25 protein-coding genes and 2 pseudogenes are annotated in these 26532 nt (G+C 32.9%); 10 read left to right on the forward strand and 17 right to left on the reverse strand.

Annotated features, from left to right (window positions below):
• The 6 genes and pseudogenes from B5P40_RS27890 to B5P40_RS27915 form a co-directional block, all read left to right on the forward strand.
• Window positions 1-239, forward strand: a pseudogene (locus B5P40_RS27890) (recombinase family protein); the annotation flags it as partial.
• A gap of 524 nt (window positions 240-763) precedes the next feature.
• The gene (locus tag B5P40_RS27895) at window positions 764-1360 is read left to right on the forward strand and encodes an N-acetylmuramoyl-L-alanine amidase family protein (protein ID WP_445595281.1); all 597 of its coding nucleotides are present in this window, start codon (window positions 764-766) and stop codon (window positions 1358-1360) included.
• A gap of 89 nt (window positions 1361-1449) precedes the next feature.
• Entirely contained in the window at window positions 1450-2247 is a 798-nt protein-coding gene (locus tag B5P40_RS27900) for a peptidoglycan-N-acetylglucosamine deacetylase (RefSeq protein WP_016133343.1), read from the forward strand.
• Between the two features lie 16 nt (window positions 2248-2263).
• Window positions 2264-2923 carry a YkyA family protein gene (locus tag B5P40_RS27905; RefSeq protein ID WP_113710266.1) on the forward strand — a complete coding sequence of 220 codons (660 nt, stop codon included), beginning with the start codon at window positions 2264-2266 and terminating at the stop codon, window positions 2921-2923.
• A 560-nt stretch (window positions 2924-3483) separates the two neighbouring features.
• The gene (locus tag B5P40_RS33825) at window positions 3484-3573 is read left to right on the forward strand and encodes a helix-turn-helix domain-containing protein (protein ID WP_258402195.1); all 90 of its coding nucleotides are present in this window, start codon (window positions 3484-3486) and stop codon (window positions 3571-3573) included.
• Between the two features lie 62 nt (window positions 3574-3635).
• Window positions 3636-5519 (forward strand): sensor histidine kinase, encoded by a 1884-nt coding sequence (locus tag B5P40_RS27915; protein ID WP_113710267.1) that lies wholly within the window; start codon window positions 3636-3638, stop codon window positions 5517-5519.
• A gap of 140 nt (window positions 5520-5659) precedes the next feature.
• Here the strand turns inward: B5P40_RS27915 and B5P40_RS27920 are convergent, their stop codons facing one another.
• The 6 genes from B5P40_RS27920 to B5P40_RS27945 all read right to left on the reverse strand — a co-directional run bounded on the left by B5P40_RS27920 (window position 5660) and on the right by B5P40_RS27945 (window position 13543).
• Entirely contained in the window at window positions 5660-6757 is a 1098-nt protein-coding gene (locus B5P40_RS27920) for an ABC transporter ATP-binding protein (RefSeq protein ID WP_113710268.1), read from the reverse strand.
• A gap of 507 nt (window positions 6758-7264) precedes the next feature.
• Window positions 7265-8581: an ABC transporter substrate-binding protein gene (locus B5P40_RS27925; RefSeq protein ID WP_016133339.1), complete on the reverse strand. Its 1317-nt coding sequence runs from the start codon at window positions 8579-8581 to the stop codon at window positions 7265-7267.
• A 437-nt stretch (window positions 8582-9018) separates the two neighbouring features.
• A complete protein-coding gene (locus tag B5P40_RS27930; protein WP_016133338.1) occupies window positions 9019-10344 on the reverse strand; it encodes an ABC transporter substrate-binding protein in 1326 nt (441 codons plus the stop codon).
• 23 nt (window positions 10345-10367) lie between these two features.
• Window positions 10368-11645, reverse strand: a complete 1278-nt coding sequence (locus B5P40_RS27935) for an efflux RND transporter periplasmic adaptor subunit (protein WP_016133337.1) — start codon at window positions 11643-11645, stop codon at window positions 10368-10370.
• Window positions 11646-11697: 52 nt separating this feature from the next.
• The gene (locus tag B5P40_RS27940) at window positions 11698-12561 is read right to left on the reverse strand and encodes a carbohydrate ABC transporter permease (protein ID WP_113710269.1); all 864 of its coding nucleotides are present in this window, start codon (window positions 12559-12561) and stop codon (window positions 11698-11700) included.
• A 13-nt stretch (window positions 12562-12574) separates the two neighbouring features.
• On the reverse strand, window positions 12575-13543 hold the full coding sequence (locus tag B5P40_RS27945; protein WP_181462965.1) for a carbohydrate ABC transporter permease: 969 nt from the start codon (window positions 13541-13543) through the stop codon (window positions 12575-12577).
• A gap of 810 nt (window positions 13544-14353) precedes the next feature.
• Between B5P40_RS27945 and B5P40_RS27950 the strand changes: the two genes are divergently transcribed.
• Both B5P40_RS27950 and B5P40_RS27955 read left to right on the forward strand, forming a co-directional pair.
• On the forward strand, window positions 14354-15232 hold the full coding sequence (locus B5P40_RS27950; RefSeq protein ID WP_113710270.1) for a hypothetical protein: 879 nt from the start codon (window positions 14354-14356) through the stop codon (window positions 15230-15232).
• A gap of 90 nt (window positions 15233-15322) precedes the next feature.
• Window positions 15323-16759, forward strand: a pseudogene (locus tag B5P40_RS27955) (IS4 family transposase).
• Between the two features lie 111 nt (window positions 16760-16870).
• On the opposite strand, the gene B5P40_RS32975 reads toward B5P40_RS27955, so the two are convergent.
• From B5P40_RS32975 to B5P40_RS27985, 6 genes are all read right to left on the reverse strand, one after another.
• Window positions 16871-17047, reverse strand: a complete 177-nt coding sequence (locus B5P40_RS32975; protein WP_181462968.1) for a hypothetical protein — start codon at window positions 17045-17047, stop codon at window positions 16871-16873.
• A gap of 299 nt (window positions 17048-17346) precedes the next feature.
• The gene (locus B5P40_RS27965; RefSeq protein WP_016103707.1) at window positions 17347-17547 is read right to left on the reverse strand and encodes a helix-turn-helix transcriptional regulator; all 201 of its coding nucleotides are present in this window, start codon (window positions 17545-17547) and stop codon (window positions 17347-17349) included.
• Window positions 17516-17905, reverse strand: coding sequence for a DUF3796 domain-containing protein (locus B5P40_RS27970; RefSeq protein ID WP_113710271.1), 390 nt, complete (start codon window positions 17903-17905; stop codon window positions 17516-17518). The genes B5P40_RS27965 and B5P40_RS27970 overlap by 32 nt, the downstream gene beginning before the upstream one ends.
• A 357-nt stretch (window positions 17906-18262) precedes the next feature.
• Window positions 18263-18541 (reverse strand): AbrB/MazE/SpoVT family DNA-binding domain-containing protein, encoded by a 279-nt coding sequence (locus B5P40_RS27975; protein WP_002090664.1) that lies wholly within the window; start codon window positions 18539-18541, stop codon window positions 18263-18265.
• Window positions 18542-18970: 429 nt separating this feature from the next.
• A complete protein-coding gene (locus B5P40_RS27980; protein WP_033732564.1) occupies window positions 18971-19234 on the reverse strand; it encodes a hypothetical protein in 264 nt (87 codons plus the stop codon).
• A 26-nt stretch (window positions 19235-19260) separates the two neighbouring features.
• Window positions 19261-19449 (reverse strand): hypothetical protein, encoded by a 189-nt coding sequence (locus tag B5P40_RS27985; protein WP_002090003.1) that lies wholly within the window; start codon window positions 19447-19449, stop codon window positions 19261-19263.
• A gap of 115 nt (window positions 19450-19564) precedes the next feature.
• Here B5P40_RS27985 and B5P40_RS32980 point away from each other — a divergent pair, with 115 nt between their 5' ends.
• Complete coding sequence (locus B5P40_RS32980) at window positions 19565-19717, forward strand: ribbon-helix-helix domain-containing protein (RefSeq protein ID WP_016119506.1); 153 nt, start codon at window positions 19565-19567, stop codon at window positions 19715-19717.
• Between the two features lie 213 nt (window positions 19718-19930).
• Here B5P40_RS32980 and B5P40_RS27990 read toward each other — a convergent pair whose 3' ends face one another.
• From B5P40_RS27990 to B5P40_RS28010, 5 genes are all read right to left on the reverse strand, one after another.
• Entirely contained in the window at window positions 19931-20593 is a 663-nt protein-coding gene (locus tag B5P40_RS27990) for a restriction endonuclease (RefSeq protein WP_113710272.1), read from the reverse strand.
• Entirely contained in the window at window positions 20586-21563 is a 978-nt protein-coding gene (locus B5P40_RS27995) for a DUF3991 and TOPRIM domain-containing protein (protein ID WP_113710273.1), read from the reverse strand. The genes B5P40_RS27990 and B5P40_RS27995 overlap by 8 nt, the downstream gene beginning before the upstream one ends.
• 257 nt (window positions 21564-21820) lie before the next feature.
• On the reverse strand, window positions 21821-22756 hold the full coding sequence (locus tag B5P40_RS28000; RefSeq protein ID WP_113710274.1) for a nucleoside hydrolase: 936 nt from the start codon (window positions 22754-22756) through the stop codon (window positions 21821-21823).
• A gap of 221 nt (window positions 22757-22977) precedes the next feature.
• The gene (locus B5P40_RS28005; protein WP_113710275.1) at window positions 22978-23388 is read right to left on the reverse strand and encodes an NUDIX hydrolase; all 411 of its coding nucleotides are present in this window, start codon (window positions 23386-23388) and stop codon (window positions 22978-22980) included.
• Window positions 23389-23810: 422 nt separating this feature from the next.
• On the reverse strand, window positions 23811-25247 hold the full coding sequence (locus B5P40_RS28010; protein ID WP_113710276.1) for an IS4 family transposase: 1437 nt from the start codon (window positions 25245-25247) through the stop codon (window positions 23811-23813).
• Between the two features lie 201 nt (window positions 25248-25448).
• On the opposite strand from B5P40_RS28010, the gene B5P40_RS28015 reads away from it, so the two are divergent.
• Window positions 25449-26291: a type II CAAX endopeptidase family protein gene (locus tag B5P40_RS28015; RefSeq protein ID WP_113710277.1), complete on the forward strand. Its 843-nt coding sequence runs from the start codon at window positions 25449-25451 to the stop codon at window positions 26289-26291.
• Window positions 26292-26532 lie beyond the last annotated feature (241 nt).

Below are 26532 nucleotides of genomic sequence, written 5' to 3' on the forward strand. Positions count from 1 at the left end.
AGAGACAAGCGGAAGGGATTGCTGTAGCCAAATCTCAAGGAAAACATTTAGGTCGTCCTCAATGTAACCTTTCAACATTAAATCAAAAGCAACTAATTATAATAGAAGAAACATATCCTAAGTGGAAAAATAAAGAAATAACTGGGGTTCAATTTATGGCACTGTTAGAACTGAAGAAAAATACTTTTTACAAAATAATCAGGGAATATGAAATTATACTGAATCAAAACCAGCTATAAGCTGGTTCTTTTTTATTCCAATAGATAGTTAAGGCCACATAACATTTAGCAGCAACCATCTCAATCGTTTTGTGTGTGAAGAAACTTTGCAACAGAACCTCCCAGTTTTATAGATTCCTTGCACCAGAACCCATTTTTCTGTCGGGATCCCTATAAAAAATCACATAGAAAAACCAGCCTCTCTACAAACATATACTTTCAGTTGATGAATGTGTGCGCTACTCCCTTTTATAGATAACAATCTTTTAAAAAAATGCATGTTATCTGCATTTAATCTTTACATAAAACTTTTATCCTAAAAGTATATCCAGAAGGTATGACAGAATTTATAGACGGTTAAGCAAAGAGAATTTTATCAATTTACCGTATGCATTTATATTTTGTAGGTGGTTTGTAACACTCTCAGTATTATTTTTGCTTTCACAAATTCTAAACATATTAACTAAAAACAAGTTGATCAAGAAAGGGTTTTTTTTTATGAAAAAAAATTAATTATATATCCTATACTGATATTTATAGGTTTTATATCAGTTTATTTTTTATTTGGTTCAACAGTAAAAGGAAGCATTAATAAAGAGCGAATTTCGGAAAAAGTTATAGTTATAGATCCAGGACATGGAGGAAATGATCCTGGATCTATTGGACCAAATGGAACTAGAGAAAAAGATATAACTCTCAAAACAGCTAAAAACATTCAAAAAAAACTTGAGGAAAAAGGAATGACTGTAATTTTAACGCGTGAAGATGATACGTTTGTATCATTAAAAAATCGCGTAGCTATTGCTCAAAATAAATCAGCCGATCTCTTTCTTAGTATTCATTATGACGGTTTCACAACAAGTGATGTAAATGGAGTAACAACTTATTATAATAAAGGGCTTAAAGAATGGACATTAGCGAAAATGATACATGGACATTTATCCAAACATATACAATCAAAAGATAGAGGTGTAAAATCTGGCGATTACAATGTACTACGTGAAAATGAACAACCATCCCTTTTACTTGAACTAGGTTATATTACAAATCCAGAAGATGAGAAACGAATGAATTCAAAAAATTTCCAAACAGATGTAGCCTCTGGAGTTGTTAATGGTGTTATAGAATATTTTAAAAAATAGTAATCTAATTAAATTAGACAAATTAACAAAAAATAAAACCATTTCGTAGAAAGTCGAAAAATAAAGATTACTAGAAAGGACATAATAGAATGTTTACAAAAGGATTAAAAATAACGGTGATTATATCAATAGTTGCTTGTATCACACTAGGGATTTTTATGTTTCAATTCTTTACATCACCTGCAAAAGGGGTAATGAACCAAGAAAACACTGTTCAACTGGCAAGTGAGCAAACAAAAGGAGAAATGAAAAAAACAGCACCAGATCAATACAATGGTCATGTTCGTAAAGTAGCATATTTAACATTTGATGATGGACCAAGTCAATTTCAAAAAGAAATCTTAGATATTTTAAAGAGTAATAATATAAAAGGAACTTTCTTTATGATTGGTGGAAATATCCCGGCTCATAAAGAAAGTGTAAAACGCTTAGTAAATGAAGGGCACTATCCAGGTGTTCATAGTATGACACACAATTTTAAAAAGCTATATACCCAAGGCGAATTTGTTGAAGAAATGCAACAAGCGCAAGGCATCATGAAAGAAGTAACTGGAATTCATCCAAATCTTGTTCGTTGTCCATATGGGAGTATGCCCGGGCTTAAACAGGAATTACGAGATAAAATGGTAAGTGTCGGCATGAAAGAGTGGGATTGGACCATAGATTCTTTAGATTGGCAGTTCACAGGAAATCCAGATGCTGTTGTTCAAAAGACAATTTCTCAGGTTAGTGAAAATCGCGAAGTAATTTTAATGCATGAAAAATCACAGACAGTGCAGGCGTTGCAAAGAATTATTGATGATCTTCGTAGTAAAGGTTATGAATTTGAAGTATATGATGAAGCCTCTCATTTCCCATTAAATTTTTGGAAGGATAATCGCATCTAAGTAGGAGGAATTGCAGATGATATATAGAAACCTGGCACTTATAACAGCCTTATCAGTAACCTTATTGTCAGGCTGTTTAGGACAAAAACCAGAAGAAAAATTATATGTGGCATTTGAAAGTGCTACAAAACAAGAAAAGACAATGTTTGAAGATACAAAAAAGTTAGCAACATTAGAAACGCAAGGACAAGAGTTATATGCTCAAATTACACTTGAAGGAAAAGAGAATAATCAAGTAGTGAAAGAAAAGTTAGATCAAGCTGTAACAAACTTACATGATCGTGAAAAAGTATTAGAGAAAGAGAAAGTTACCCTAGAAAATGCACAAAAAGAAGTGAAGTCTGTTGATAATTATATAAAGAAATTAAAAGATAAAAAATTACAAGAACAGGCTGAAAAAGTTAAAGATATGTATAAAAATCGTGCTGAATCTTTCAAAAAATTGCATGATGACTATAAAAAATCATTACAATTAGAACAAGAACTGTACAAAATGCTACAAGCAAAAGATGAAAAACTTAAATCAATTCATGAGAAAGTAAAAACGATCAATCAGTCTTATGAACAACTTCATTCAGATCAGGAGAGATTTAATAAATACACGAATGAGTATAATCAGAACAAATTAGCCTTTTATAAACAAGCGCATATTAAAATTAAAGAAATTAAAAAATAAAACGATTGTAAAAAACGAAGTGTATTCTGAGAGTTTTTTATAATTCAAACCTCAAAAGCCAAATTCTTGCTAGCTATAAAGAATTTGGCTTTTGAGGTAGTCATTTTAATTTAGGATAAAAATATTAGAAGCGATAAATGAGAAAGAAGCATTGTCCTTATTTGAAGAAAACGAAGTTCATTTAGCTATTTTTAATATCATGTACCAAAAATAAGTGGTTAACCTATTTATCGACGAATCCGTAAGACATCAAATATTTCTATCCTTAAGTTTACGCCTCGCGTTGATGAAGCTGATACGTTACTTGGATTTGAGTTAGGAGCAGATGCTTACACAGCAAAACCATATAGTCCCCCATTCTTACTAGCAAGAACGAAACAACTACTCGACAGTCGGATTGTTAAAAAAGGACGATTCAATTATATATTATCTAGTACTGGTATTCATGTACACCTCCTATTATCTATAGCCATAATAGAAGGAGAAGACATTAACTTGACTCATACGAAATTTGAAATATTACATACTTAATACCAAATCAAAGTATATGCATTATGAGAATGCAATTAATTACAAAAATATGGAGCTATGAATTTGTTGGTGATGATTGTATAGTAAATATCCATATTAGTAAATTGCGAAATAAATGAAGAGATAAATCTCAGAGTATTATAATCATTGCTCGAGGAGGTTGTAAATTGGAGGAGAAAGTGTGAAAAGAGGAATTGTATTAAAATTATTTATGTTAACAACAGTGTTATGTATGTTAATCTTAGCAACTATTTTTGTTGGACAAACGATATTCTTTAAACAATTTTATGCGAATAAAAAAATGGAGGATATCAAAACAAGCATGAAATCTTTTGAAACAGATTATTTAAATAGTGGCGGAAATTCACAAGCCATTCAAAAGTTAGAGGAAGACTTTTATCGAGAACATAATACATGGATTACAACATTAGATAGTAATGGAAGTTTAAAGAATGTCAATGATTTTTATATAGAAGTAACATTAAAGCAGTCTAAAAATAAAGAAAGTCAATTCGCTAATTCTACAATTACCATACCATTGTATAATTTTAAGGGTGATTACGATATTTCAACTAGCGAGTTCACTTTAGGAGAATCACTTTTTTTACGGGGTATAGAAAAAAATGCTGCGTTCTTTCCTTATGCTTTACACTCAAACGCAACTAATGTGAATTGGATAAATAAGCCAATAGAAAAAAAAACAAATGAAATTATAGATCAATATAAAAAGAAATATCGACCTGCAGACATGCCTGAAGATATATCTGATTATGAAAAAAAAATGATCAAAGGAAAAGAACAAGCTGAATTTGAAAAAGTATTGGCCAAAGCAATACCTGAAAAATCAATAGAAGGGACAATTACCAAGATTCCAAATTCAGATGGGAAGAATCAATCGAATTTTGTTTATACAAATAGCTTGTTTATGGAAAAGATACAAGAGTTTCAGGCATACTTATTGCTCAATGAAAAGAATCCTAAATATGATACCTTACAAGAAATGGATTATGAGCAGAATAATATTAAATATAAATTAATAATAAAACCGATAAAGGATAAAAGCGGTGCAACGACATACATTTTCTCAATGACTTCGCTGCAACCAGTTGATGAAGCTGTACAAATGATACAAGAGTATTATGTTTATATTATTATGTTTGTGTTACTTCTTATTTTCCTAGCTTCTTTTTACTATTCAAAAAAGATTGCAAGGCCTTTGTTACAAATAAACAAGACAACCAAGAAAATTGTAGACTTAGACTTTTCGGAAAGGGTTCCAGTGATGTCAAAAGATGAGATTGGTGATTTAGCTCAAAATATTAATTTACTTTCAAATACATTACATTCACATATTGAGCAGTTACACCAAGATATAGAAAAAGAAAAACGATTAGAACACACAAGAAAAGAATTTATTTCAGGGGTATCGCATGAGTTAAAGACACCTCTAAGTATTATGAAAAGTTGTATTTCTATCTTAAAAGACGGTGTTGCAAGTCATAAGAAAGAGTATTACTTTAAGGCAATGGAAAAAGAAGTGGATAAGATGGATATGTTAATTGTGGATATGCTTGAGTTAGCAAAATTTGAATCTGGTACGTATAAAATGCAGATGGATGCTTTTTGCATTGACAAAGCCATTACGCAGATATGTGAACAATTATCTTTAGAGATAACAAAAAAGCAATTACATGTTCACACACATCTTGCTGCAACTGAAGTCATTGCAAATTACCATCGTATAGAACAAGTACTCACAAACTTTATCACAAATGCTATTCGTTACACGCCAGAAAAAGAAAATATTATTATTTCTACAATAGATGAGCCAAGTCGCATAAGGGTTTGTATCGAAAATAAAGGTGCCCATATTGAAGAAGATCAATTAGATAAAATTTGGGATCGTTTTTACCGAGTTGATACAGCTCGTCAACGCTCACAAGGTGGAACAGGTCTTGGACTTGCCATTTCAAAAAATATTTTAGAACTTCATGGAGCTGAGTATGGGGTATATAATACCGCAGATGGTGTGCTATTTTATTTCTATTTACAGAAAAAAGTGTAGAACAGATGTTCTACACTTTTTTATTTATTTTAATAACGTGTTTGCCTTTTCCTTAACGTAAAGAAAATAGGTTCATTTGTGTCTAAACGTGCATAATCCCCCAAATCATATAGTGAGTTCTGGTGCACAAAGATACTAATTTATTTAATACGTAGCTGTGTTTCAGCATCAAAGAAATGTACTTTGTCCATGTCAAATTCAAGTTGCATAGATTCGCCTGTTTGATAATCATTACGTGTATCTAAACGTGCAATGAATGATTGATTGTGTAACGTAGCATAAATCATCGATTCGGCTCCAAGTAATTCTGCCACTTCAATTTTTATATTTATCATATTATCAGGAGATGTTTCTAACATACTTGGCTCATCATAGATATGTTCCGGACGAATGCCAAGAATTATGTTTTTATTTTCAAAACCTTGTTCACGTAATGCTTCTAATTTTTTTTCTGGAATACTCAGTTTGATATGACCTAAAATAAATTTTCCATTCTCTACTTTTCCCCTAAAGAAATTCATGGCTGGTGAACCAATAAAGCCACCGACAAATACATTTTCAGGATGTTCATATACTTCTTTTGGTGTACCTACTTGTTGTATCCGCCCGTCTTTCATAACTACCAGGCGCGTTGCCATTGTCATCGCCTCTGTTTGATCATGTGTCACATAAATAGTTGTTGTTTGTAAACGATGATGGAGTTTTGAAATTTCAGAGCGCATGGTAACACGTAGTTTTGCATCTAGATTTGATAATGGCTCATCCATTAAAAATACTTTTGCATCACGTACAATGGCGCGCCCTAAAGCAACACGTTGTCTCTGACCACCGGATAACGCGTTTGGTTTCCGCTTTAACAGTTCTTCTAATCCAAGAATTCTTGCTGCGTCCTGAACACGACGCTCGATTTCGTCTTTTGGTAACTTACGAATTTTCAAGCCAAATGCCATATTATCATACACGGTCATATGGGGATAGAGGGCATAATTTTGGAAAACCATTGCGATGTCACGATCCTTTGGTGGTACGTCATTCACATATTTTTTGTCAATGTATAAATCTCCTTGTGAAATGTCCTCTAATCCAGCAATCATACGTAAAGTGGTCGATTTACCACATCCAGAAGGACCAACAAATACTATAAATTCTTTGTCTTGAATATGAAGATTAAAATCCTCTACCGCTGGCACGTTATTGTCATATATTTTATAAATATTTTTTAATACTACCTCTGTCATGTTGTTACCTCCTGTAATAAAACAGCTATATATGTTTTTATCATTTTTGTTTTCCCTGAATTTTTAAAGATATAGTATGAATTCAAAATATACGTATTCATGTTGAACTTCACACGCTTTTTCTCATCTATCCAAACAATAATACTTTCGAAACTCCATTGGATATATTTAGGTAATTAGTCTGTGTTTCAAGCCATGAGACAAGTATAAGAAACCGGAAGGTTCTCTTAAGCTCAAGAAGTAGAATAAGAGAAACCGCCGTCCAATTTTGTGCGGTTTCTCTTATTTTTTAGGATTTTCTATGAAACCGTGCACCGTTGTCACCATATATGACATGGTTTATTAAATAGGTCCCTGAGTAATTACATTTATTTTTTGATACCAGTTAGCACTATATTGCTACATAACCTCAGAATCATTTTATTTCTCTTCAATTTTAATCCCTGTTTTGCTATTTATTTATATTTTTGCTTTAATTGATATTACCTGTCGTGAAATATATATAACTTATTCATTTATAAATGTCGTCACTCGATTTTGAATCAGCGCTGCTACATCCTTAGCTGATTTTTGACCACTAAAGTAAGACTTGGACTCCTCTTTAATAATGGATTCAATTTTAGTGTCTTCTGGAGCCTGGACGCTTATTTCAGCAACCATCTTCTCTAATCCTTGTATATCATTCTCGGTGATGTTTATAATAGAACCTCCTGTATGCTCAATTTTTCCTTTTTCCTTCAACATTTTGATTTGTTTTTCGTATGCAGTTTTATTAATTGGAAATGCATTACCTTTTAAATGAAACGATTCGGACACTTGAAGTTCCTCAGACATTAAAAACTTAAGAAAGTCCCATGCCTCCTTTTTAACCGGAGATTTCGCATTTATACCTACTGTTGTTTGCGGTGTAAAAGCAACTCCCTTTTTTTGTCCAGCTATATGTGGGTTGTGATACATTTTTGTCCCTGTTAGAGCAAATGCAGCTCCCGTAGTGAAATAGTATTCTATCGCGCTGATTGCTACTGGGGAAAAATATGCTCCTTTGGAACTCCCTTTCTCTGCGGTGGCTAGTTTCTCGTCATACATCTTCTTTACGTCTTCCAGCATCTGTACAAATAAATCAGACTCGAACCTTGCTTTTCCGCTTGCTTTATCTACTAATTCGGTGTAATGATCTTGCATCAGAAATTTTAACATTCGTTCTGGAGGCGTATCGTCAATAACATATTTATTTTTTCCTTTGCTTGCTAACTCTTTTCCGATACTTATGAACTCGCTCCAAGTCCACTCTTTATCATTCACCTTCACTCCAGATTGTTGTATCGCTGTATCGTCCGCAAGTATTCCACTTAACCCAAAACCTAATGGAATACCGTAAAGTTTTCCGTTTATTTTCGAATGATCTAAAACGTTATTAAAATATTGATTTTTATCAAAAGATTTATCTTGTTCCATCATTTCACTTAAGTCTGTAAGCAAGCCTTTCTTCACATACTTTTCTTGTGGCAAGGAGTCTAGGAGAATCACATCGGACCCTTTACCAGCTAATAATTCTGTATTCATCTTACTAATTGCTTTCTCGTGGTAGGTCTCTATTGATGATTCTTCCGGAACAACCTCTTTTATCTGGATGTCGATTTTAGGATTCTTTTGCTCATATCGTTTCGCTTTCTGTTTTAGGCGTTCAGTATCACCTAAAGTCGCAACTTCGACTATCGTTTTTTCATTCTTTGTTTTGCTCTCTCCTTTGCTATCACTATTTCCGCAACCTGCCACAGAAATAAGTGATAGACTTGCTACTAGCATCATACAAACCTTTTTCATTTTAAATTCTCTCCATATTTTTGTTATTTTACGTATTCATGTTGAACTTCACACACTTTTTCTCATCTATCTATCCAAACAAACAATAATAATTCGGAAACTCTATTGGGATAGATTTAGAGGACTAGTCTGTATTATAGGAAACCGCAATAGTTCCTTGAGCTCAAGAAGTAGAATAAGAGAAACCGCCGTCCCATTTTGTGCAGTTTCTCTTATTTTTTAGGATTTTCTATGAAACCGTGCCCCGTTGTCACCATATATGACATCGTTTATTAAATAGGTCCCTGAGTAATTACATTTATTTTTTGATACCAGTTAGCACGATACTGCTACATAACATCAGAATCATTTTATTCCTCTTCAATTCTCATCAGCACTTTACTAGTAATTTTTATTTTCACTTTAGTTGCTACTACCTGTCGTGAAATATATACAGCTTATTCGTTTATATATGTCGTCACTCGGTTTTGAATCAGGGCTGCTACATCTTTAGCTGACTTTTGGCCATTAAAGTAAGATTTAGATTCCTCTTCAATAATGGATTCAATTTTAGTCTCTATTGGGCTCTGAACATTTATTCCAGCAACCATTTTTTCTAATCCTTGGATATCACTCTCGGTAACGCTAATAGAACCATTTGGATGCTCAATTTTTCCTTTTTCCTTTAGTGTTTTAATTTGTTGCTCATATACAGCTTTATTAATTGGAAATGCGTTCCCTTTACTTTGGACCTCATCAGACATTAAAAACTTAAGAAAATTCCATGCTTCCTTTTTAACCGGAGATTTCTCATTTATACCTACCGTTGTATACGGCGTAAAAGCAATCCCTTCTTTTTGTCCAGTTATATGTGGCTTTTGATACATCTTTGTCCCTGTTATACCAAATGTAGCTCCCATACTGAAATAGTCTTCTACTGTCCCAATTGGTATTGGAGAAAAATATGCTTCTTCTAAGCTCGCTTCATCTGCAGTGACTATTTTCTCGTCATACATCTTTTTTACATTTTCCATCATCTGCACAAATAAATCAGACTCGAACTTTGCTTTTCCACTTGCTTTATTTACTAACTCAGGGTAATGATCTTGTACCAGATATTTCAGCATTTGGTCCGGAGGAGTATTTCCAATAACATGTTTATGTGTTCCTTTATTTTTCAATTCTTTTCCGATACTTGTAAACTCACTCCAAGTCCACTCTTTGTCATTCACTTTTACTCCAGATTGTTGTACCGCTGTATCGTTCGCAAGTATTCCACTTAACGAAAAACCTAATGGAATACCGTAAAGTTTTTCGTTTATTTTCGAATTATCTAAAACGTTATTAAAATATTGATTTTTATCAAAAGATTTATCTTGTTCCATCATTTCACTTAAATCTGTAAGCAAGCCTTTCTTCACATACTTTTCTTGTGGCAAGGAGTCTAATACAATCACATCGGATCCTTTACCTGATAAAAATTCTGTATTCATCTTACTAATTATCTTCTCTACAGCAGCCTCATCCAACACTGGTCCTGTTCTTTCCCCTTCCTTTGGTCCATCTTCCGGAAATGGATTTTTTATCTGGATATCAATGTTAGAATTCTTTTGTTCATATAGTTTCTCTGCATATTTTAGGTTCCTAGTATCACCTAAAGTCGAAACTTCGACTATCGTTTTTCCATCTTTTGTTTTTCGCTCCTCTTTGCTATTACTATTTCCGCAACCTGCCATGAGGCTGATTGATAAACTTGCTACTAGCATCATACAAACCTTTTTCATTTTAAATTCTCTCCCTATTTTTGTTATTTTATCTTTACTCGGTCGTCTTTTTTCAAAGGTTCACTGGTTTGTAAAACAATTTGATCATTCTCATATACACCTTCTAACACGACTGTTTCTTGCCCATTGGATTCACCAATAGTAATAGGAGACTCTTGTATATAAAAGGCATTACCTAAAGGTCCTTTTTTTTCTTCTATTGTATAGACAAATGTTCTCTGTCCTTCCTTCTTAATCACCTTATTTGGTATAACCACGCCTTTAGTCAATTGTTTAGTCAGTGTAGCTTCCACCTGCTCCCCTTTTTTCAGTTCTTCTCCTTGTACTTTTACAAGAATACGTTTCTGTGGTTGTGGAGTTGTTGGTGCTATTTCAAATTGCTGTTCATCTTTTGGTTCACCTTTTTGCTCGTCTTTTTGTTCACCGTTTTGTCCATCTTGCTGTTTACCTTGTTCCTGTGGTCTCTGATTTTCATGACTTTCTATATTTTTAATCTCTATAAGTTCACCTTCTAAGGATGTAGCATTTCTTTTCATCGCTATCTTTTCTCCAACCTTCAAGTGCGTAGCTAAATCAGCAGGTACTTGTAATTCAACTTTAAAGCCTTTACTCTCATCAGAGAGAATCACATCTCCTTCATTACTCGTAGAAGGTTGATCTTTCTTTGCATTTATTTTTGTAACGACTCCATCGAAGGGAGCAATCAGTTTCTTATTCATTTCTAATTCTTCTTTTAAATTTTTAATTTTTCTTTCTAGTTTACTAATCTCAATTTTTTTGCTCTCCACAGTTGTTTTGAGTCCTTGTATATCTGTCCCTTTCGCAGCTTCATTTGGTTTGTTTTCTTGTTGCTCATTCGGTTGATTATTTGGTTTGTTTTCTTGTTGATTTTTTTTGGCTTCATTATAATTCGCTTGAGCGTCATTCAGTTCTAACTTTTGAATTTGAAGAGTTGCTTCTTCATCAAGAAGCTCTTGTTCTTTTTGTTTACTATCGTATGTCACTAATACTTGATTTTTTTTGACAAGGTCTCCTTCCTTTACATGTATCTCCTTTACTTTCGCCTCTGCGCTACTATTACTTAACTTTGCTTCTTCCTGTGGCTGTAATTCGCCATTACCTGTAAACGTTAGTTTAAGCTCACTATTTTTTGGCTTCTCTGTAATAACCTTTGGCAAATCCCAGTTCGCTAACGTATTGCTAAAGAGTGTCAGGATAATTAAAATCCCTATAAATACACTGGAAATAATTTTAATATTTCGTTTTTTTCTTGTAACGTCTTGTTCCGTTCTATACTCCATTGAGTTCCCTCCTAAAATCTTTCCGAAGGAAAGTTTACATTGTAATTCTTCATTATTCCTTCACACCTGATAACTGAATTCCCTTAATAAAGTAGGACTGCGCATATAAAAATAAAAGTATCATTGGGGTCATATACAGAATAGAAGCAGAAAACCCAACACCGCGTGCCCCTTCATTAATTTTTGATAAATAGAGCGATAATGGATATTTGGATTCATCATTCAGAAAAATAAGCGGCTGTTCGATCATATTCCAATAATCCGCAAATAATAAGACAATAAGAGCAGCAATTCCGGGACGAATAAGAGGAAGAATAATCTTAAAAAAGATTGTAATATGGCCAGCTCCATCCATCTTAGCCGCTTCTATATACGCATCCGGGATATGCAACATGAACTGCCGGAGCATAAATACACCAAATGCTCCAAAGATTCCTGGAAGAATAATAGACGCTGTACTGTTTAATATTCCAAGTTTATCCGCCATGATATAATTCGGTACCAGTGTAACTTGGAATGGCATAAGCATCGTCAAGAGATAAACGATAAACAACTTGTCTCTTCCTCGAAATTGAATCTTAGCAAAGACATAGGCTGCAAATGATGCAACGATGACTTGACCTACTATGATTGGCACAACCATGAATGCTGAATTCCAAAACATTTTTAAGAATTTTGGATTTTCCACTAATAATGTCCTATATTGTTCAAATGACACTAAATCTGGGATTAATTTTAAATTAATGAACGTTGGTTCCTTTTCCACTTTTCCAATCGCATCATAATTGAATCCAATCTCATGCTCAGTCATAAATGAGTTGGTCAAGGTAAATACGATTGGAAATAGCATCATGACGGCTAATATAGTCAAAAATAGCGTTAACATCCATTTACGAAATACATTTTCTTTTTTCATCTGCTTTTCCCACCTAATTCATAAACTTTCGAAAACGACGTTCTATTGCAAACAATACGAGTACAAGGATAGAAATAGCCCCCACCATTAACGTGGCAGCCGCTGTCAACTTTTGAATGTCAAGCGACACGAACATATTGTTCATATAATGCTGCATCATATACAAACTGGCATGCGGATAACTTCCAGCAATCAAGTATGTTTCCCGAAAGACTTTAAACGAATTGATAATCGACATTAATATGACAAAGAACATTGTTGGTGTTAAATAAATGAGTGTAATATTAAAAAATGTATGCATACGACCTGCACCTTCAATTTCTGCAGTTTCGTAATACTCTTTTGGGATATTCTGTAAAGCGGCCAAGAATAAAATAATGTTGTATCCGATATTCTTCCATAGATATACGATTGACAAGACAAAAATTGCCCAATTTGATTTCATCCAATCAATTCGTTCAAACCCCATGTTGTGCATCCATACGTTAAACGTGCCATTCCAATCGAATAAAATTTGCCAGAGCATGACAATAGAAACCACAGGAACGACAAGTGGTAACACAAACGCGCTTCGTAACCAATTTTGAATATATACATTTTGATTCAAACAAAGTGCTAGTAATAAGGAAATAATGACGATGAGTGGTACACTCACTGCGGTAAACCAAAACGTATTCGTTGCTGCTTTGAGAAAAGAAGCACTACCTAGCAGTTCTTTATAATTGGCTAAACCGACAAAAGAACCATCAGTTGTGCCATCCATTAACGAATAGATCATTCCCATTACAAATGGAATCAGATAAAAAATTGAAAACCCAATGGCACTTGGTAGAAGAAAAAAGAATGCTATACTTGTATCCTTTCGCATAAAATCCCCAAATTTTATTGGGGATTTTTTTTGAACTTGAAGTTTATTTAATGATCGATGGCTGCGATCAAAAAAAACATTCCGCATATATGATCGACTTTTATTTATTTTCATTCGTGGATCCCTCTTTTTTCGAGTCTATTTTTATAACTACATCTTACAATTATGTAGTTTAGTAGACACAGATGCAGACGAGATGCAGATAAAATAAAGAAATGAGGGATTTTAGTTCAGATGTTCATAAAACGGGATGAAAAGTGAATGCTCCTTCCCCTGCCTAGAATCATATTGTAAAATCAAAAAAAATTGATAAGTTTTATCAACTTTAGACAGGGTGGGTGGTTCTGTTGTAAAGATTATGAATAGTTCCAATGTCTTTTTATTGTACAAGGGGTATGTAGAAGGTTTAAAAATAAGTGGAAAAATGAAAAAAATAGTGAAATACAAGCAGACCAAATTTAGAAAAAGATAGCCTCTCAATTGTATTACGTATGTATAATAGTCAGAAATCCTACATTAAAGAAATAGTTGAAGGAACTGGAATCCCTTAATATTCTTTATATAGAACGATTAATCATCCGAAACCTGAAAAAACACAGATGTTAATACCTCTGTGTTTTTTACTTTGCGTTCTACAGCAAGAACTTTGTCACTAAGCCGACAGAGGGACTAGTTAATTTATGTCAAAATTGTGTCTAAACGTACAATTTTCTTTTTTTGATATGGTGACCCCATACCCATCAACTTAAGAAAACAGGTTACCCCCAAAACGGTAAAAATATATAATGAATTTTTCAATTTAACACAAATTTATTTTAGAATTCAATAGAGTGCCTCTCAATTTAAGCGAATTTTAAGTGTTAATATTTACCTGATAATATTATAATTTATATATTAAAAATACATAAGAAACGGAGAATTATCATGCTGAATATAGATATTAATCGTTTAACTGATATTTGTTTAGAATATCAGCAGTCTAGATTTTATGTTACTAGAATACCTGAAGATTTCTTATCAATTGCAAAAAAACGTTTCTCTATACCAACGAATGATCGAATTATTGCTTTTTTAAGTTGCAATTTATTTGGCTCAGGAAAATATGGTGTTTATTTTACAAGTTCGGGTTTATATTGGAAAAATTGGTTATTAGGTAAAGGAAATATGAAATGGGATAAATTAAATGAAGTACAACAAATTGAAATTGATAAAGATGGTTTTTTATCTTTTGATGCACAAAAAAGTTTTAATATTAACGGCAGTGATTATCCACCGCAGTTATTTAAAGAATTACTTATAGCTCTTACAAATTCGTTCCACAATTCAAAGCAAAATGATATACATCCAGTTATAAAAATTGACGAGATAAAATCAATCTGCTCTTTGTTTGAGACGTACGATGAATTATTAGAACCTGATAATGGTTTGTTTGTTGACAATCATATTTCAGACAAAAAGCTAAAGGAAATTTGGGCACGATATATTGTTTCAAAAGAAGAAGAAATCATTGCTTTTTTAGATACCTCTGTCCTTGGTAATTTGAGTAAAGGATCGGATGGCGTATTAATTTGTCACTCGGGGATATATTTTAGAGAAACTTTTGTACACTTGTATTTTCCATGGCATGTCTTTAGGAATATCCCTATTACATTGATTTCAAACGAGTTAGAAATCGGAAAAGGCAACATATTTCATCTTCAACATGCTAGAATGTCTAGTCAAGAGATTCTATTATTCATCAAAAATTTAAAACAGCTTGTTAATACGTTATATGAGGAAAATAAGTGTTCACCCAACACATAAGGGTCTTAATATAATTTAATATTTTATTTAATCTAATATAAAAAAACGCTATTCTTTTTGTAGAAATATACAGAAAGGGTGGCGTTTTTTATGAATCTTTCGATTCAAGGTGAACTACAACTATTTGCTAAAGAATTACACAAATATCTTACTCCTTCATTTTTAGAAAGACTTGCTAGAGAACTAGATTTTGTACAACGAAAACGTAAGTTTTCGGGTCACGATTTAGCCACTATCTGTGTTTGGATTAGTCAACGGGTAGCGAGTGATTCTTTAGTTAGACTGTGCAGTCAACTTCATGCAGCTACAGGAACTCTTATTAGTCCGGAAGGACTCAATAAACGTTTCAATAAAAAAGCTGTTTGCTTATTAAAACATATTTTCTCTGTATTATTAAAAAATAAAATTTGTGAAACATCAGTAATTTCAAGCTCTTCAAGCGCTTATTTTCAACGAATTCGTATTTTAGATGCAACGATTTTTCAAGTTCCAAAACATTTAGCTAACGTGTATCCTGGATCAGGTGGTTGTGCACAAACAGCAGGTATAAAAATTCAGTTAGAATATGATTTACATAGTGGACAGTTTTTAAATTTTCAAGTTGAACCGGGAAAAAATAATGATAAGACCTTTGGAACAGAATGTTTAGCGACATTACGGCCAGGCGATCTATGTATTCGAGATTTAGGCTATTATTCACTGGATGATTTAGATCAAATGGACCAACGAGGCGTGTATTATATATCGCGGCTTAAACTAAATAATATGGTGTATATCAAAAATGAGTTTCCTGAATACTTTCGAAATGGGACAATAAAAAAACAATCTCAGTACATCAAAGTTGATTTAGAACAAATTATGAATACCTTAAAACCAGGACAGGTCCATGAAATAACAGACGGTTATATTGGAAAGGATAAAAAACTATTCACACGAGTTATTATGTATCGATTAACTGAAAAACAACTTCATGAGCGTATGAAAAAACAAGTGTATACGGAAAGTAAAAAGGGCATTACATATTCAGAGAAAAGCAAACGATTAGCTGGCATTAATATATATGTTACCAATACACCTTTGGAGATTGTTCCGATGGAACAAATACATGATTTTTACTCTCTTCGCTGGCAAATCGAAATTATCTTTAAAACTTGGAAATCACTTTTTCAAATCCATCATTGGCAAAATATCAAACAAGAGCGATTAGAATGTCACATTTATGGAAAACTTATTGCTATTTTTCTATGTTCTTCTACTATGTTTAAGATGCGACAGTTGATTTTACAAAAGAAATAAAAAGAATTAAGCGAATATAAAACCATTGGAATAATAAAAGATCATCTATACATCTTGTATCAGGCTATACAACAAAACACTCAAGAAATAACAAAAATCTTGTGCCGTCTATTCATCCTCTTACTGAAAAATGGACGAAAATCTCACAGATATGAGAAGAAAACAGTCTTTGATATCCTGGGTGTTGTCTATGATTATAGTGGATTGGAAAAACAAAAGAAAATTGCATAATTTTTAAAATTGGGTTGATTGAGGTTTATTTGGTATGCTCATTTTTAAGGACACAAAGTATTTTAAGAGTTTTTCCGTTCATATGAACGAAAGTTCATTTTATTTGGGTTCTTAAGTTGATGGGCATGTATGGTGACCCCTATTAGGCTGATTGAAAACTCCGTGTGGGATTAAATATCCCCATAGCACCACATACTTCTGAAATTTCTCTTCTGGTACTACAAAATACGATGAACCTTCGTTTGTTTCTTTTTCTAGTACACGTTTTCCACTGAACAATTTACGCATATACATACCCCCATGATTAGTACAAAATAATAAAATATAAGGCTCATACTAAGTGTAATACTATCATATTTAAATTGAAATACGGCTCTAGGTACATATTGTAGCTTTGAAATAAAGTTTAATTATAAATGTTGATGGAAGCTCAATTTAGCAATACATAAAAAGAAACCATTTTGAACAAAGGTTGGTCAAAATGGTTTCTTTAGCTATAAGGACTGATTTAGTTTTTATAAAAAAGATGGATCAAAACTCATGGACATATCTATTATAAAAGTTTACTTACTTGTACTAGAATTAAACTAGTCTTCAAAGTAAAATAACACTTCAATGGGTGCTTTTAAAACTTTTGCAATATCGTAAGCCAATTTTAATGAAGGGTTATATTTTCCGTTTTCGAGATTACCAATGGTTTCTCTTCTAACTCCAACCTTATTAGCTAAATCTTCTTGGGACATATTTAACTTTACCCTATATTCTTTCATCCGAGTAATCAGCGTCATCCTGCATCCCTTTCTTTTCTCTACGTTCAAATATTTCTAAATTAATTACAAAAGTTCCTAATGGTATTACAACTGCAAGTACAACGCATAATCTGATTACATGTACATTTGCAAAAATAACGATACTTAAGATTAGTAAAACACCCATTACTAATGCCACGAAAAATGCCTTTGTGGCAGCAATGCGAACATGTAGGATAAAAAGTTCATCTGGTATAACTTTTGCATATAAAAAGAAGGGGAAGAAAGCGAAAAAGTAATATGTAAATGATGTTTCACCTAAAAATGAATGAGGACCTAAAAGTCCTAGAAATCCTAGAAATCCAATAAACCCCAAGTAAGCTAATTTGTTCTTCATATAAGATCTCCTTTGTGATATATTTCGCTCTTTATGTGATAAATATATCACATAAAGAGCGAAATAAAAAGGAATTGAAACGGTGCAACTTTTTTATAAACAATTAATCTTTTTTCAAAACGGTACATCTTTATTTAAAACCGACACATATTTCGCAAGAAATTTATCCGATATAAAAATAATATCGCCATTTCACATAAGATAGTATCCAAAACAGACGAGACCGAATCCATTAAGCGGATTAATTAGGCACAAAATTAAATGTAGACTATTGATTATGTAGTTTGTTTTTTATTAAACATTACGGTACGTGAAATTATATGTTCCCCTTACAAAAAAGCCCCTTGAAAGGAGCACTTATTTTACAAGATACTGTTCTACTTCTTTTAGTAATAGTTCTGCACCTTCTGGACTTAATGTTATCTTACCATTTGCTAATGCTATGTTACGATTTGACACTTCTCCTGTTAATGCACAAACATGACCAGGCTGATACTTCTGTAAAATGATGTCTTCCCCTTCTACAAAAATCTCTAATGGTGATTTTTCTTTAATCCCAAGCGTATTTCTAAGTTCCTTTGGAATTACTATACGCCCTAATTCATCCACTTTTCTAGTTACTCCGGTTGCTTTCATCCAGCATATTTCCCCACTTCATTATCAATTTGTACCCAAGTTATTCTTTACTATTGTAACAGGCTTTCACCATACATGAGAAACATAATGATCCAAAAACTAACGATCATAATAAGTACTTCTTTAACCCTTTGCTGAAAGGAAATATGACCTTCTTCCATTCTACACGCCCCTTTTCTCTACATGTTTTTATATGTTAAAATAAAGAGGAAAGAAATGTGCCAATTTCTTTCCTCGACGGTCACTCATGACTTTGCTCTTTGTTTGCTTTTGCAAATGAAGAGCTTTTATTTTGCATACTTATACTTACTTTCTAACATCGCATAGCGCAATAGCTTTAACTTTGTCTCTTTTTTCAATGCTTTCCACTCAGATACACCAATTTTCATTTTTCATTCCTCCAATAATTAAATTTGTTATTTATATAGCTTATAAGTTCCAGTTGTAAATCTTTCTAATTTGTTTATCGCTAAACCCTTCATGGACAGCGAAGATTTCTGGAAAATCAGAGATACACAAATCAATAATTGTATTATCAGTTGTTCTTATATAGTAATATTGAACAGCTCCCTCATAATTCGAATATAAATAGTATTTATGAATTTTATAAGTTAATCCATTTTTCTCTAATACCTCATAAAGCTTATTTTTAGTTTCATCCATTACGTCAAAAATAGTTAACTGCTCCACTATTAACAGCTCCTCATTGCGTAAATTTACTAAACTAACTCTAAGAACAAGGTTGTTTCATTATGTTCATTGGTATGCACATTGAACTGTTTTCCCGTAGCTTCTAATGCACTAAAAAGCATTCTTTTATATCCTAGATCCATAAAATCTACACTGATTTGACCATGATTCATAATAAATTGAAGATCAGCCATCATCTTTTTAACTTTCCGTTCCATGTAATAACCTCCTCAATATAGTTATATAACTTATACAACTATTCTATTACTCATTTTTCTGGTTGTCAATATAAGTTATATAACTTATAATATTTTTTATAGAGGAGGTTGTTATATGGCTGTTAATAAAGACAAGTACACTCAAATTTTAGTTACTTTTACAAAAGAACAAGTAGAACAAATAGAAAATTATTGGCATGAACATAAGCTGAAGAATCGAAATGAAGCAATTCGTCAGATCGTAGACAAAGGGTTAAGTCGTAAATAATGACTGCCCTTTTTATTTTCCCTAAAAAACCTAAAAACGCATTTAAAGTCCGTTTCTCCCTTTACATACGGTTTTATGACAAATACGACTTATTATATTAACAACTAATTAAAAATCTCATACAATCAAATCTGAAGAGTCATTTTTGTGTTAAACTGATTTTTCTCATGTATTCTTTAAACAAATGAAAAAGAGCCGGATTTTCATCACAGTTCATGTATGAATTGGTTCTGTATGTGTACATGTGGGATATTGAGAACAGCCAAAAAACTTATTTCCTGTTTTATTCGAATTTCGAATGACTAAATCATGTTTACATGTTGGACATTTCCGTTCTGCAGGTGTTATCCCTTGATATACATCTTCAGCCGAATATTCGGGATTAATTTTATTAATCAATTTCTGAAGTTCTACACGATCTATTAGTTTTACATTACAAGCTTCCGCTAATTCCTTTGCTTGTCTTGTATATACACTGTTTGTTACAACCCAGCCCTCATGTGCTTTGTAATAGGCTTGTGCTGCATATATCTCTTGTACGGCACTGATGCCGACTCTATTTTTCATCCCGTAGCGTTTCGCCTGGATGACAATACGATTTTTCCCCTTCAATACCAGATCCGCTCCGAAATCATTTGACTGCTTTGTAACCATCGGTGAGTACCCAAGTTCTCGAAAGAGAGCCTTCAGATACACTTCGAATTGACGTCCATCCATTTTGTCTATATAGCGAATACCGGACTTAGCTATTCGCTTCAGTATTCTTCGCTCCCGAAACTTTCGGTACATAAATTTACAAATACGGAAAAGAACATAAAGGATAAAACCATAAATCAAAATTTGTAATATGTTTGGCATTTCTGGTAGATTAGACACTTCTCTCCACCTCTTTAATTGGTTTTACTTTCTTTGGTTGGGCTGTTTCTTTTGCCTGTTGCTCACTCACTTGTTTCTTCCGGACATCGTTCCAATCTTTTTCATTCGTTGGAATATCCTCTTTAAGATCTACAAAGCATTTCATTGTCTGAATGAAGTCTTTCCCAGCCTTATCATTATCAACTGCCATTATGACCTCTTTAATATCGTGCCCTTCTTTTTTCGCATCCATTAAAGATTGAATCACTGTTTTTGACTTCAATCCATGCATAGAAACCAGGCGAGCGTTTTGGATATTATTTTGTTTAATGCTCCAATGAGATAACATGTCGATTGGATCTTCATAAAAATAGATCTTATCCGGCTTACCCACATCAACCGTAAAACCTGCATTGATTTTTTCATAATTCGGGACGATTTGTTTAAAGCTGCCTCTTTTATTCTCCATTTTTACAGTGCCTTGACGGTTCATTCCAATTATTTGCCCTTTGCCACCTTCTTCTCTCCATTTGAACACGACATTATTTTTCTTATCCTGGACGATAAGATCCTTTTTAATCAGCCAGTTCACCAGGCGAGGATCTATTTTCCGCTCATCAATTAAGTATTTCTTGATTTCTGTTTGTTTCGGCACCTCTAAGTGTTTTGGATAACTAAAAGGCTGCTGCTCTTTTTTGCGTTCCTCTTCAGCTTTTGAACGATCAAACTCTTTGTAGTCCCCCTTCTGAATGTCCATTACGGCTTGAGGGAATTTCATGTCATAGTACATCATGGCAAAGCTAATCGCTCCATATCCTTTTTCCCCTCGACTATTCCAGGCGTATTGATTCCCTTTAATGATGAGACTGTCATGCTCCGTATGACGATAATAGTTTCCCTCTTTCTTAAACGTTTCTCCTTTTGCTTCCAGATATGAAATCAAGTCAACTTTTCTTGCTTTCATCGCATCCTCCGTACTGACATGTGCCATTACGGAATCCCCCCTTTACTCTATAAAATGAAATAAAAAAGAGGACTATTCCGTTTCCTAGTCCTCTTTTGCTACTTATAGTTGATACATTCAATTTTTAATTGCTGTCTTTATAAAAAAATCTTTACTAACAAGACGCTTAATCACCGCATTTTTGAATGAGTATAGATTTTTTTATTTCTTACTATATAATTATCTTCGGCTTCAAATTTAACTTTTCATAGGGTTTTACTATATAGGGAAATGAATTATTCTAATTAATATCTGTGATTCCCAACCATTGTCTCTATAAAATCATTAATAAAGTTTTTTTGATTTAATTTTAAGCCAATGCGAACTCCTGTAGCTTCTGCACCTGGACGGAAATCAGCAATCGTTTGTCCTCTGAAAGATTTTAAATCAACTTCTACTTTACGATACATATATTGAACAAAACTAGGATTAGCTATTGCACTCATTGCAACTACATCATGTAAAGGAGCCCCCTTAATACTTTTATTCAATTTTTTATAGGCACTGTAATAATAATCATAGATTGGTTTTATCAATGATTTGAATGGACCATTTGTATGTTCCACAATATAATTCACTTCGTTCGGGAGCAATACAGCCGAATTTGTTACATTTAAAGGAATCATTGTTAAATTTTTCGACTGATTAATTACAAACTGTGTTGAAACAGGATCACCATACGCATTGGCTTCCGCTACAGATGTAACATTTCCTGGTTGTAAGAACACTCCGGACATGATATATACTTCCTTTACACTTTGCATTAGTTCTTTCCAAATATTTAATACCATCGCAAGGGAAGTAGATCTTCCTACATCAATAATTGTTAACTCTCCCTTGTACCTTTCAATAATTTTAGGGATTAAGCTAAAATCATGAACAGGAATAGTTATTACACTTTCAGGAGGCCGAATAGGACCAAGTCCTTCTGCGCCATGGATTTCTGGATAATAAGTAGTAAACCCATTGAAAAATGGTAAAGTAGCACCACTTATAACAGGGATATCTTGTCTTCCAGCCAATTGCAAAAGGTACAAGGCGTTTCGAGTTGTTTGTTCTTTGGTAACATTACCGTAACTCGTAACAATTCCAACAATTTCAATCTTAGGATTTAGTAGACTATATATGATAGCTAAAGAATCATCAATACCTGGATCACTAAATAACAATACTTTCTTCAAGGTATATCTCCTTTCTTACAAAAACTAATTTTATAAGACAAGCCTTATACCATTTATATGTTAGAAATTAGTGTATTTATGACGCATATTTTGAGATACTCCCTCTATAAGGGGTATCGCCAGCATTTTGGAAAAAAACCACGCTAAGCAAAAAATACAATAAGCCGCCCATACGGACGGCTTATTTACATAAAATTCGTTATTAGAAGTTAATTAAGATTCTAACCTTTTCTTTCTTGTATGTAATTCAGTAATATATCTCGCTCTTTTTCAAATAGCATTTTAAGTTTACTAATTTCAGATATTGGCTTCCAGCAAATATCTTGAATTAACTCATCTGGATCCTGAATTTTCTTTTCTCCACCAACTAGTTCAACTTCAAAATATTCAACATGAACATCTACTCCATACGTAATTCCATTTCGCTCATGTATTTTTTTAACAATTTGCACTTCATAACCTGTTTCTTCCCAAGCTTCACGAATACAACACTCTTCAAATGTTTCCTTTTCTTCTACTCCACCCGAAGGAACAGACCAAAGTTCAGGTTCATTTGGTTTTTCCTGTGCTACCATTAATATTTCATCTCTGGAGTTTATACAAATTGCTGCTGATCCTTTCCATATAGACATATTCAAATCCCCTTTAAAATAATTAATTAACTAAATTTTACCACAATCAAATGACGTATATTATATTCATATCAGGTTGACATAACGTCCTATTATCGGTAGCAAGGAAAAGGAGGAACCGTACTCTCTCAAGGGAACCTCCTTTTTTCGTTCTATGGACCTATGCATTTTTTTATACATTCCTATTCTGGTGCGGTTTTAGGTTTCTCGATTGTTGTTGGATCAACCAAAAAACTGTATTAAATCTTGCATGCTCTTAGCTTGGGGTTTTTCCAAAATGCTGGCGGTGCCCCATGCCCATCAACTTAAGAATGAAAACAAAATGAACTCTCGTTCATATAAACGAAACACCTCTAAAATATTTGGTGCTCTTAAAAAGAAGCACACCAAATAAACCTAGATAGGTATCACTTTTTTTAAGATTATGCAGTTTTCTTTTGTTTTCTCAATCCATTATACTCATAGACAACACCCAAAATATCAAAGACTGTTTTCTTATCGTATCGATGAGATTTCCGACCATTCTTTTGGAGTAAGTAGAACAGACGGATTAGAATCTTTGTTATTTCTTGGGTGTTTTGCTCTATAGATTGATATAAAATGGACAAATGATCTTGAATCATTCCAATTGCTTTATATTCGCTTAACTCCTTTTGTTTCTTTTGTAAAATCAATTGTCGCATCTTAAACATAATAGAAGAGCATAAAAAAATGGAAATGAGTTTTCCATAAACATGGCATTCTAATCGCTCTTGTTTAATATTTTGCCAATGATGAATTTGAAATAATGATTTCCAATTTTTAAAGATGATTTCAACTTGCCAGCGGAGAGAGTAAAAATCATGAATTTGTTCCATCGGGACAATCTCCCAAGGTGTATTGGTAACATACAGGTTCATGCCAGCTAATCGTTTGCTTTTTTCCGAATATGTAATGCCCTTTTTACTTTCCGTATACACTTGTTTTTTCATACGTTCACGAAGTTGTTTTCCTGTTAATCGATACATAATCACCCTAGTGAATAGTTTTTTATCCTTTCCAATATAAGCATCTTTTATTTCATAGACCTGCCCTGGTTTTAAGGTATTCATAATGTGTTCTAAATCAACTTTGATATACTGAGACTGTTTTTTTACTGTCCCATTTCGAAAGTATTCAGGAAATTCATTTTTTATATACACCCTATTGTTTAATTTGAGCCGTGATATATAATACACGCCACGTTGGTCCATTTGATCTAAATCATCCAGTGAATAATAGCCTAAATCCCGAATACATAGATCACCAGGACGTAATGTTGCTAAACATTCTGTTCCAAAGGTTTTATCATTATTTTTCCCTGGTTCCACTTGGAAATTTAAAAACTGGCCATTATGTAAATCATATTCTAACTGGATTTTTATACCCGCTGTTTGAGCACAACCACCTGATCCAGGATACACACTAGCTAAATGCTTTGGTACCTGGAAAATCGTTGCATCTAAAATACGAATTCGTTGAAAATAAGCGATTGAAGAGCTTGGAATCGCTGATGTTTCACAAATTTTACTTTTTAGTAATGTAGAGAAAATGTGTTTTAAAAAGCAAACAGCTTTTTTATTGAAACGTTTATTAAGTCCTTCTGGACTCATGATTGTTCCTGTAACAGCATGAAGTTGACTACATAGTCGTACTAAAGAATCACTCGCTACCCGTTGACTAATCCAAACACAGATAGTAGCTAAATCATGCCCTGAAAACTTACGTTTTCGTTGTACAAAACCTAGTTCTCTAGCAAGATTTTCTAAAAATGAAGGAGTAAGATGTTCATATAATTCTTCAGCAAATAATTGTAGTTCACTTTGAATCGAAAGATTCATAAAAAACGCCACCCTTTCCTATGATTCTATAGAAAGGATAACTTCTTTTTTGCTTTATGGGTAGTGTAAAACCTTAGCCTGATATTGATGTAATGTGACCCAAAATAGCTGACAACCTATATCAAACGAAATACCAAAATATCCCTTTAAAATGATATAATAAAATATAGAATACTAGCATAAAACTACAGGAGGCTATTAATGGATAAAATTTTTGATCATATGAAAACAAGGTTCATTTTAATGTGGGCTATTATCTCTTTTGTAATAATGATATTTATTTTGCCTTTATTATTCAAAGAAATTCCTAAAGATGTAAAGTTAAATATTGCTCTTATTATTTCAATTTATGCTATCCCTATGTTTTGGATTGGTTTTAAATTTAAAAGATATAATATCTCGTTTAAAACTTACTTGTCAAAACCATCTTCTTTTTCTTTTAGAAAAATTTTTGCATCAGCAATTATGACTATGCTTTTCGGATTAGGTATGTTATTGCTAATCGTAATACTATTTTCATTAATACCAAAGAGCACTTCGCTAGAGGATACAAACGAAGTAGTTAAAACACAAAGTATGTGGTTTATTTTAATGAAAGCTATAACTCTTTCTTTCATTGCTCCTGTTTGTGAAGAAATTTTGTTCAGAGGCTTTATTCTTAGTCGTTTTACGTATAAATTCGGAATAAAAAAAGCAGTTATATTCTCTTCCATCTGCTTCGGTGTTTTACATCTAAGCAATGTTTTTGGAACCACAATATTTGGGATTATTTCTTGTTTAATGTACTTGAAAACTAAAAGTTTATTACCTTCTATAATAGCTCACATGGTTAATAATATAATTGTAGCTTCAAGAGATATCTTTTCTGCTTTACAGTCTACAACTACAAGCACACCTTCAGCACAACCTGAATTAACTATCATTCTTTTAATGTCTATTGTGCTAATAACAATTGGATTAATGTGGATTATTCCTTTTATTAGAAGACATTCGAAACTATCAAGGTATGATAGTTTACCACCTTTGAAGTACACCACAACCTAATTAAAATTGTTATGATGTATAAAAATAGGAATAGAAGTTTTTGAGTAGTAAACGTAATCATTAGTAGTACAGAAAAGGATAGATAAGGCTAAAATGCCTTTATCTATCCTTTTCTATCACATATTATGTGAAGGATTTTTTGTTTTGGGGTTGATCTGTTTTCTTAGGTTGATGGGCATGGGGTAGCACCAACATTTCGCGGATTCCGTACGCTAAGGCTGAACTACTTGATATAACAGTA

The sequence above is a fragment of the Bacillus sp. SRB_8 genome, from assembly GCF_003264205.1.
Classification (GTDB): domain Bacteria; phylum Bacillota; class Bacilli; order Bacillales; family Bacillaceae_G; genus Bacillus_A; species Bacillus_A mycoides.

Excerpts from the sequence above, each read along its gene's own strand:
- B5P40_RS27900 (WP_016133343.1), top strand. The coding sequence starts at position 1,450 with ATGTTTACAAAAGGATTAAAAATAACGGTGATTATATCAATAGTTGCT.
- B5P40_RS27905 (WP_113710266.1), top strand. The coding sequence starts at position 2,264 with ATGATATATAGAAACCTGGCACTTATAACAGCCTTATCAGTAACCTTA.
- B5P40_RS33825 (WP_258402195.1), top strand. The coding sequence starts at position 3,484 with ATGCAATTAATTACAAAAATATGGAGCTATGAATTTGTTGGTGATGAT.
- B5P40_RS27920 (WP_113710268.1), bottom strand. The coding sequence starts at position 6,757 with ATGACAGAGGTAGTATTAAAAAATATTTATAAAATATATGACAATAAC.
- B5P40_RS27925 (WP_016133339.1), bottom strand. The coding sequence starts at position 8,581 with ATGAAAAAGGTTTGTATGATGCTAGTAGCAAGTCTATCACTTATTTCT.
- B5P40_RS27930 (WP_016133338.1), bottom strand. The coding sequence starts at position 10,344 with ATGAAAAAGGTTTGTATGATGCTAGTAGCAAGTTTATCAATCAGCCTC.
- B5P40_RS27935 (WP_016133337.1), bottom strand. The coding sequence starts at position 11,645 with ATGGAGTATAGAACGGAACAAGACGTTACAAGAAAAAAACGAAATATT.
- B5P40_RS27940 (WP_113710269.1), bottom strand. The coding sequence starts at position 12,561 with ATGAAAAAAGAAAATGTATTTCGTAAATGGATGTTAACGCTATTTTTG.
- B5P40_RS27945 (WP_181462965.1), bottom strand. The coding sequence starts at position 13,543 with ATGAAAATAAATAAAAGTCGATCATATATGCGGAATGTTTTTTTTGAT.
- B5P40_RS27950 (WP_113710270.1), top strand. The coding sequence starts at position 14,354 with ATGCTGAATATAGATATTAATCGTTTAACTGATATTTGTTTAGAATAT.
- B5P40_RS32975 (WP_181462968.1), bottom strand. The coding sequence starts at position 17,047 with ATGCGTAAATTGTTCAGTGGAAAACGTGTACTAGAAAAAGAAACAAAC.
- B5P40_RS27965 (WP_016103707.1), bottom strand. The coding sequence starts at position 17,547 with ATGACGCTGATTACTCGGATGAAAGAATATAGGGTAAAGTTAAATATG.
- B5P40_RS27970 (WP_113710271.1), bottom strand. The coding sequence starts at position 17,905 with ATGAAGAACAAATTAGCTTACTTGGGGTTTATTGGATTTCTAGGATTT.
- B5P40_RS27975 (WP_002090664.1), bottom strand. The coding sequence starts at position 18,541 with ATGAAAGCAACCGGAGTAACTAGAAAAGTGGATGAATTAGGGCGTATA.
- B5P40_RS27985 (WP_002090003.1), bottom strand. The coding sequence starts at position 19,449 with ATGGAACGGAAAGTTAAAAAGATGATGGCTGATCTTCAATTTATTATG.
- B5P40_RS32980 (WP_016119506.1), top strand. The coding sequence starts at position 19,565 with ATGGCTGTTAATAAAGACAAGTACACTCAAATTTTAGTTACTTTTACA.
- B5P40_RS27995 (WP_113710273.1), bottom strand. The coding sequence starts at position 21,563 with ATGGCACATGTCAGTACGGAGGATGCGATGAAAGCAAGAAAAGTTGAC.
- B5P40_RS28005 (WP_113710275.1), bottom strand. The coding sequence starts at position 23,388 with ATGTCTATATGGAAAGGATCAGCAGCAATTTGTATAAACTCCAGAGAT.
- B5P40_RS28010 (WP_113710276.1), bottom strand. The coding sequence starts at position 25,247 with ATGAATCTTTCGATTCAAAGTGAACTACAATTATTTGCTGAAGAATTA.
- B5P40_RS28015 (WP_113710277.1), top strand. The coding sequence starts at position 25,449 with ATGGATAAAATTTTTGATCATATGAAAACAAGGTTCATTTTAATGTGG.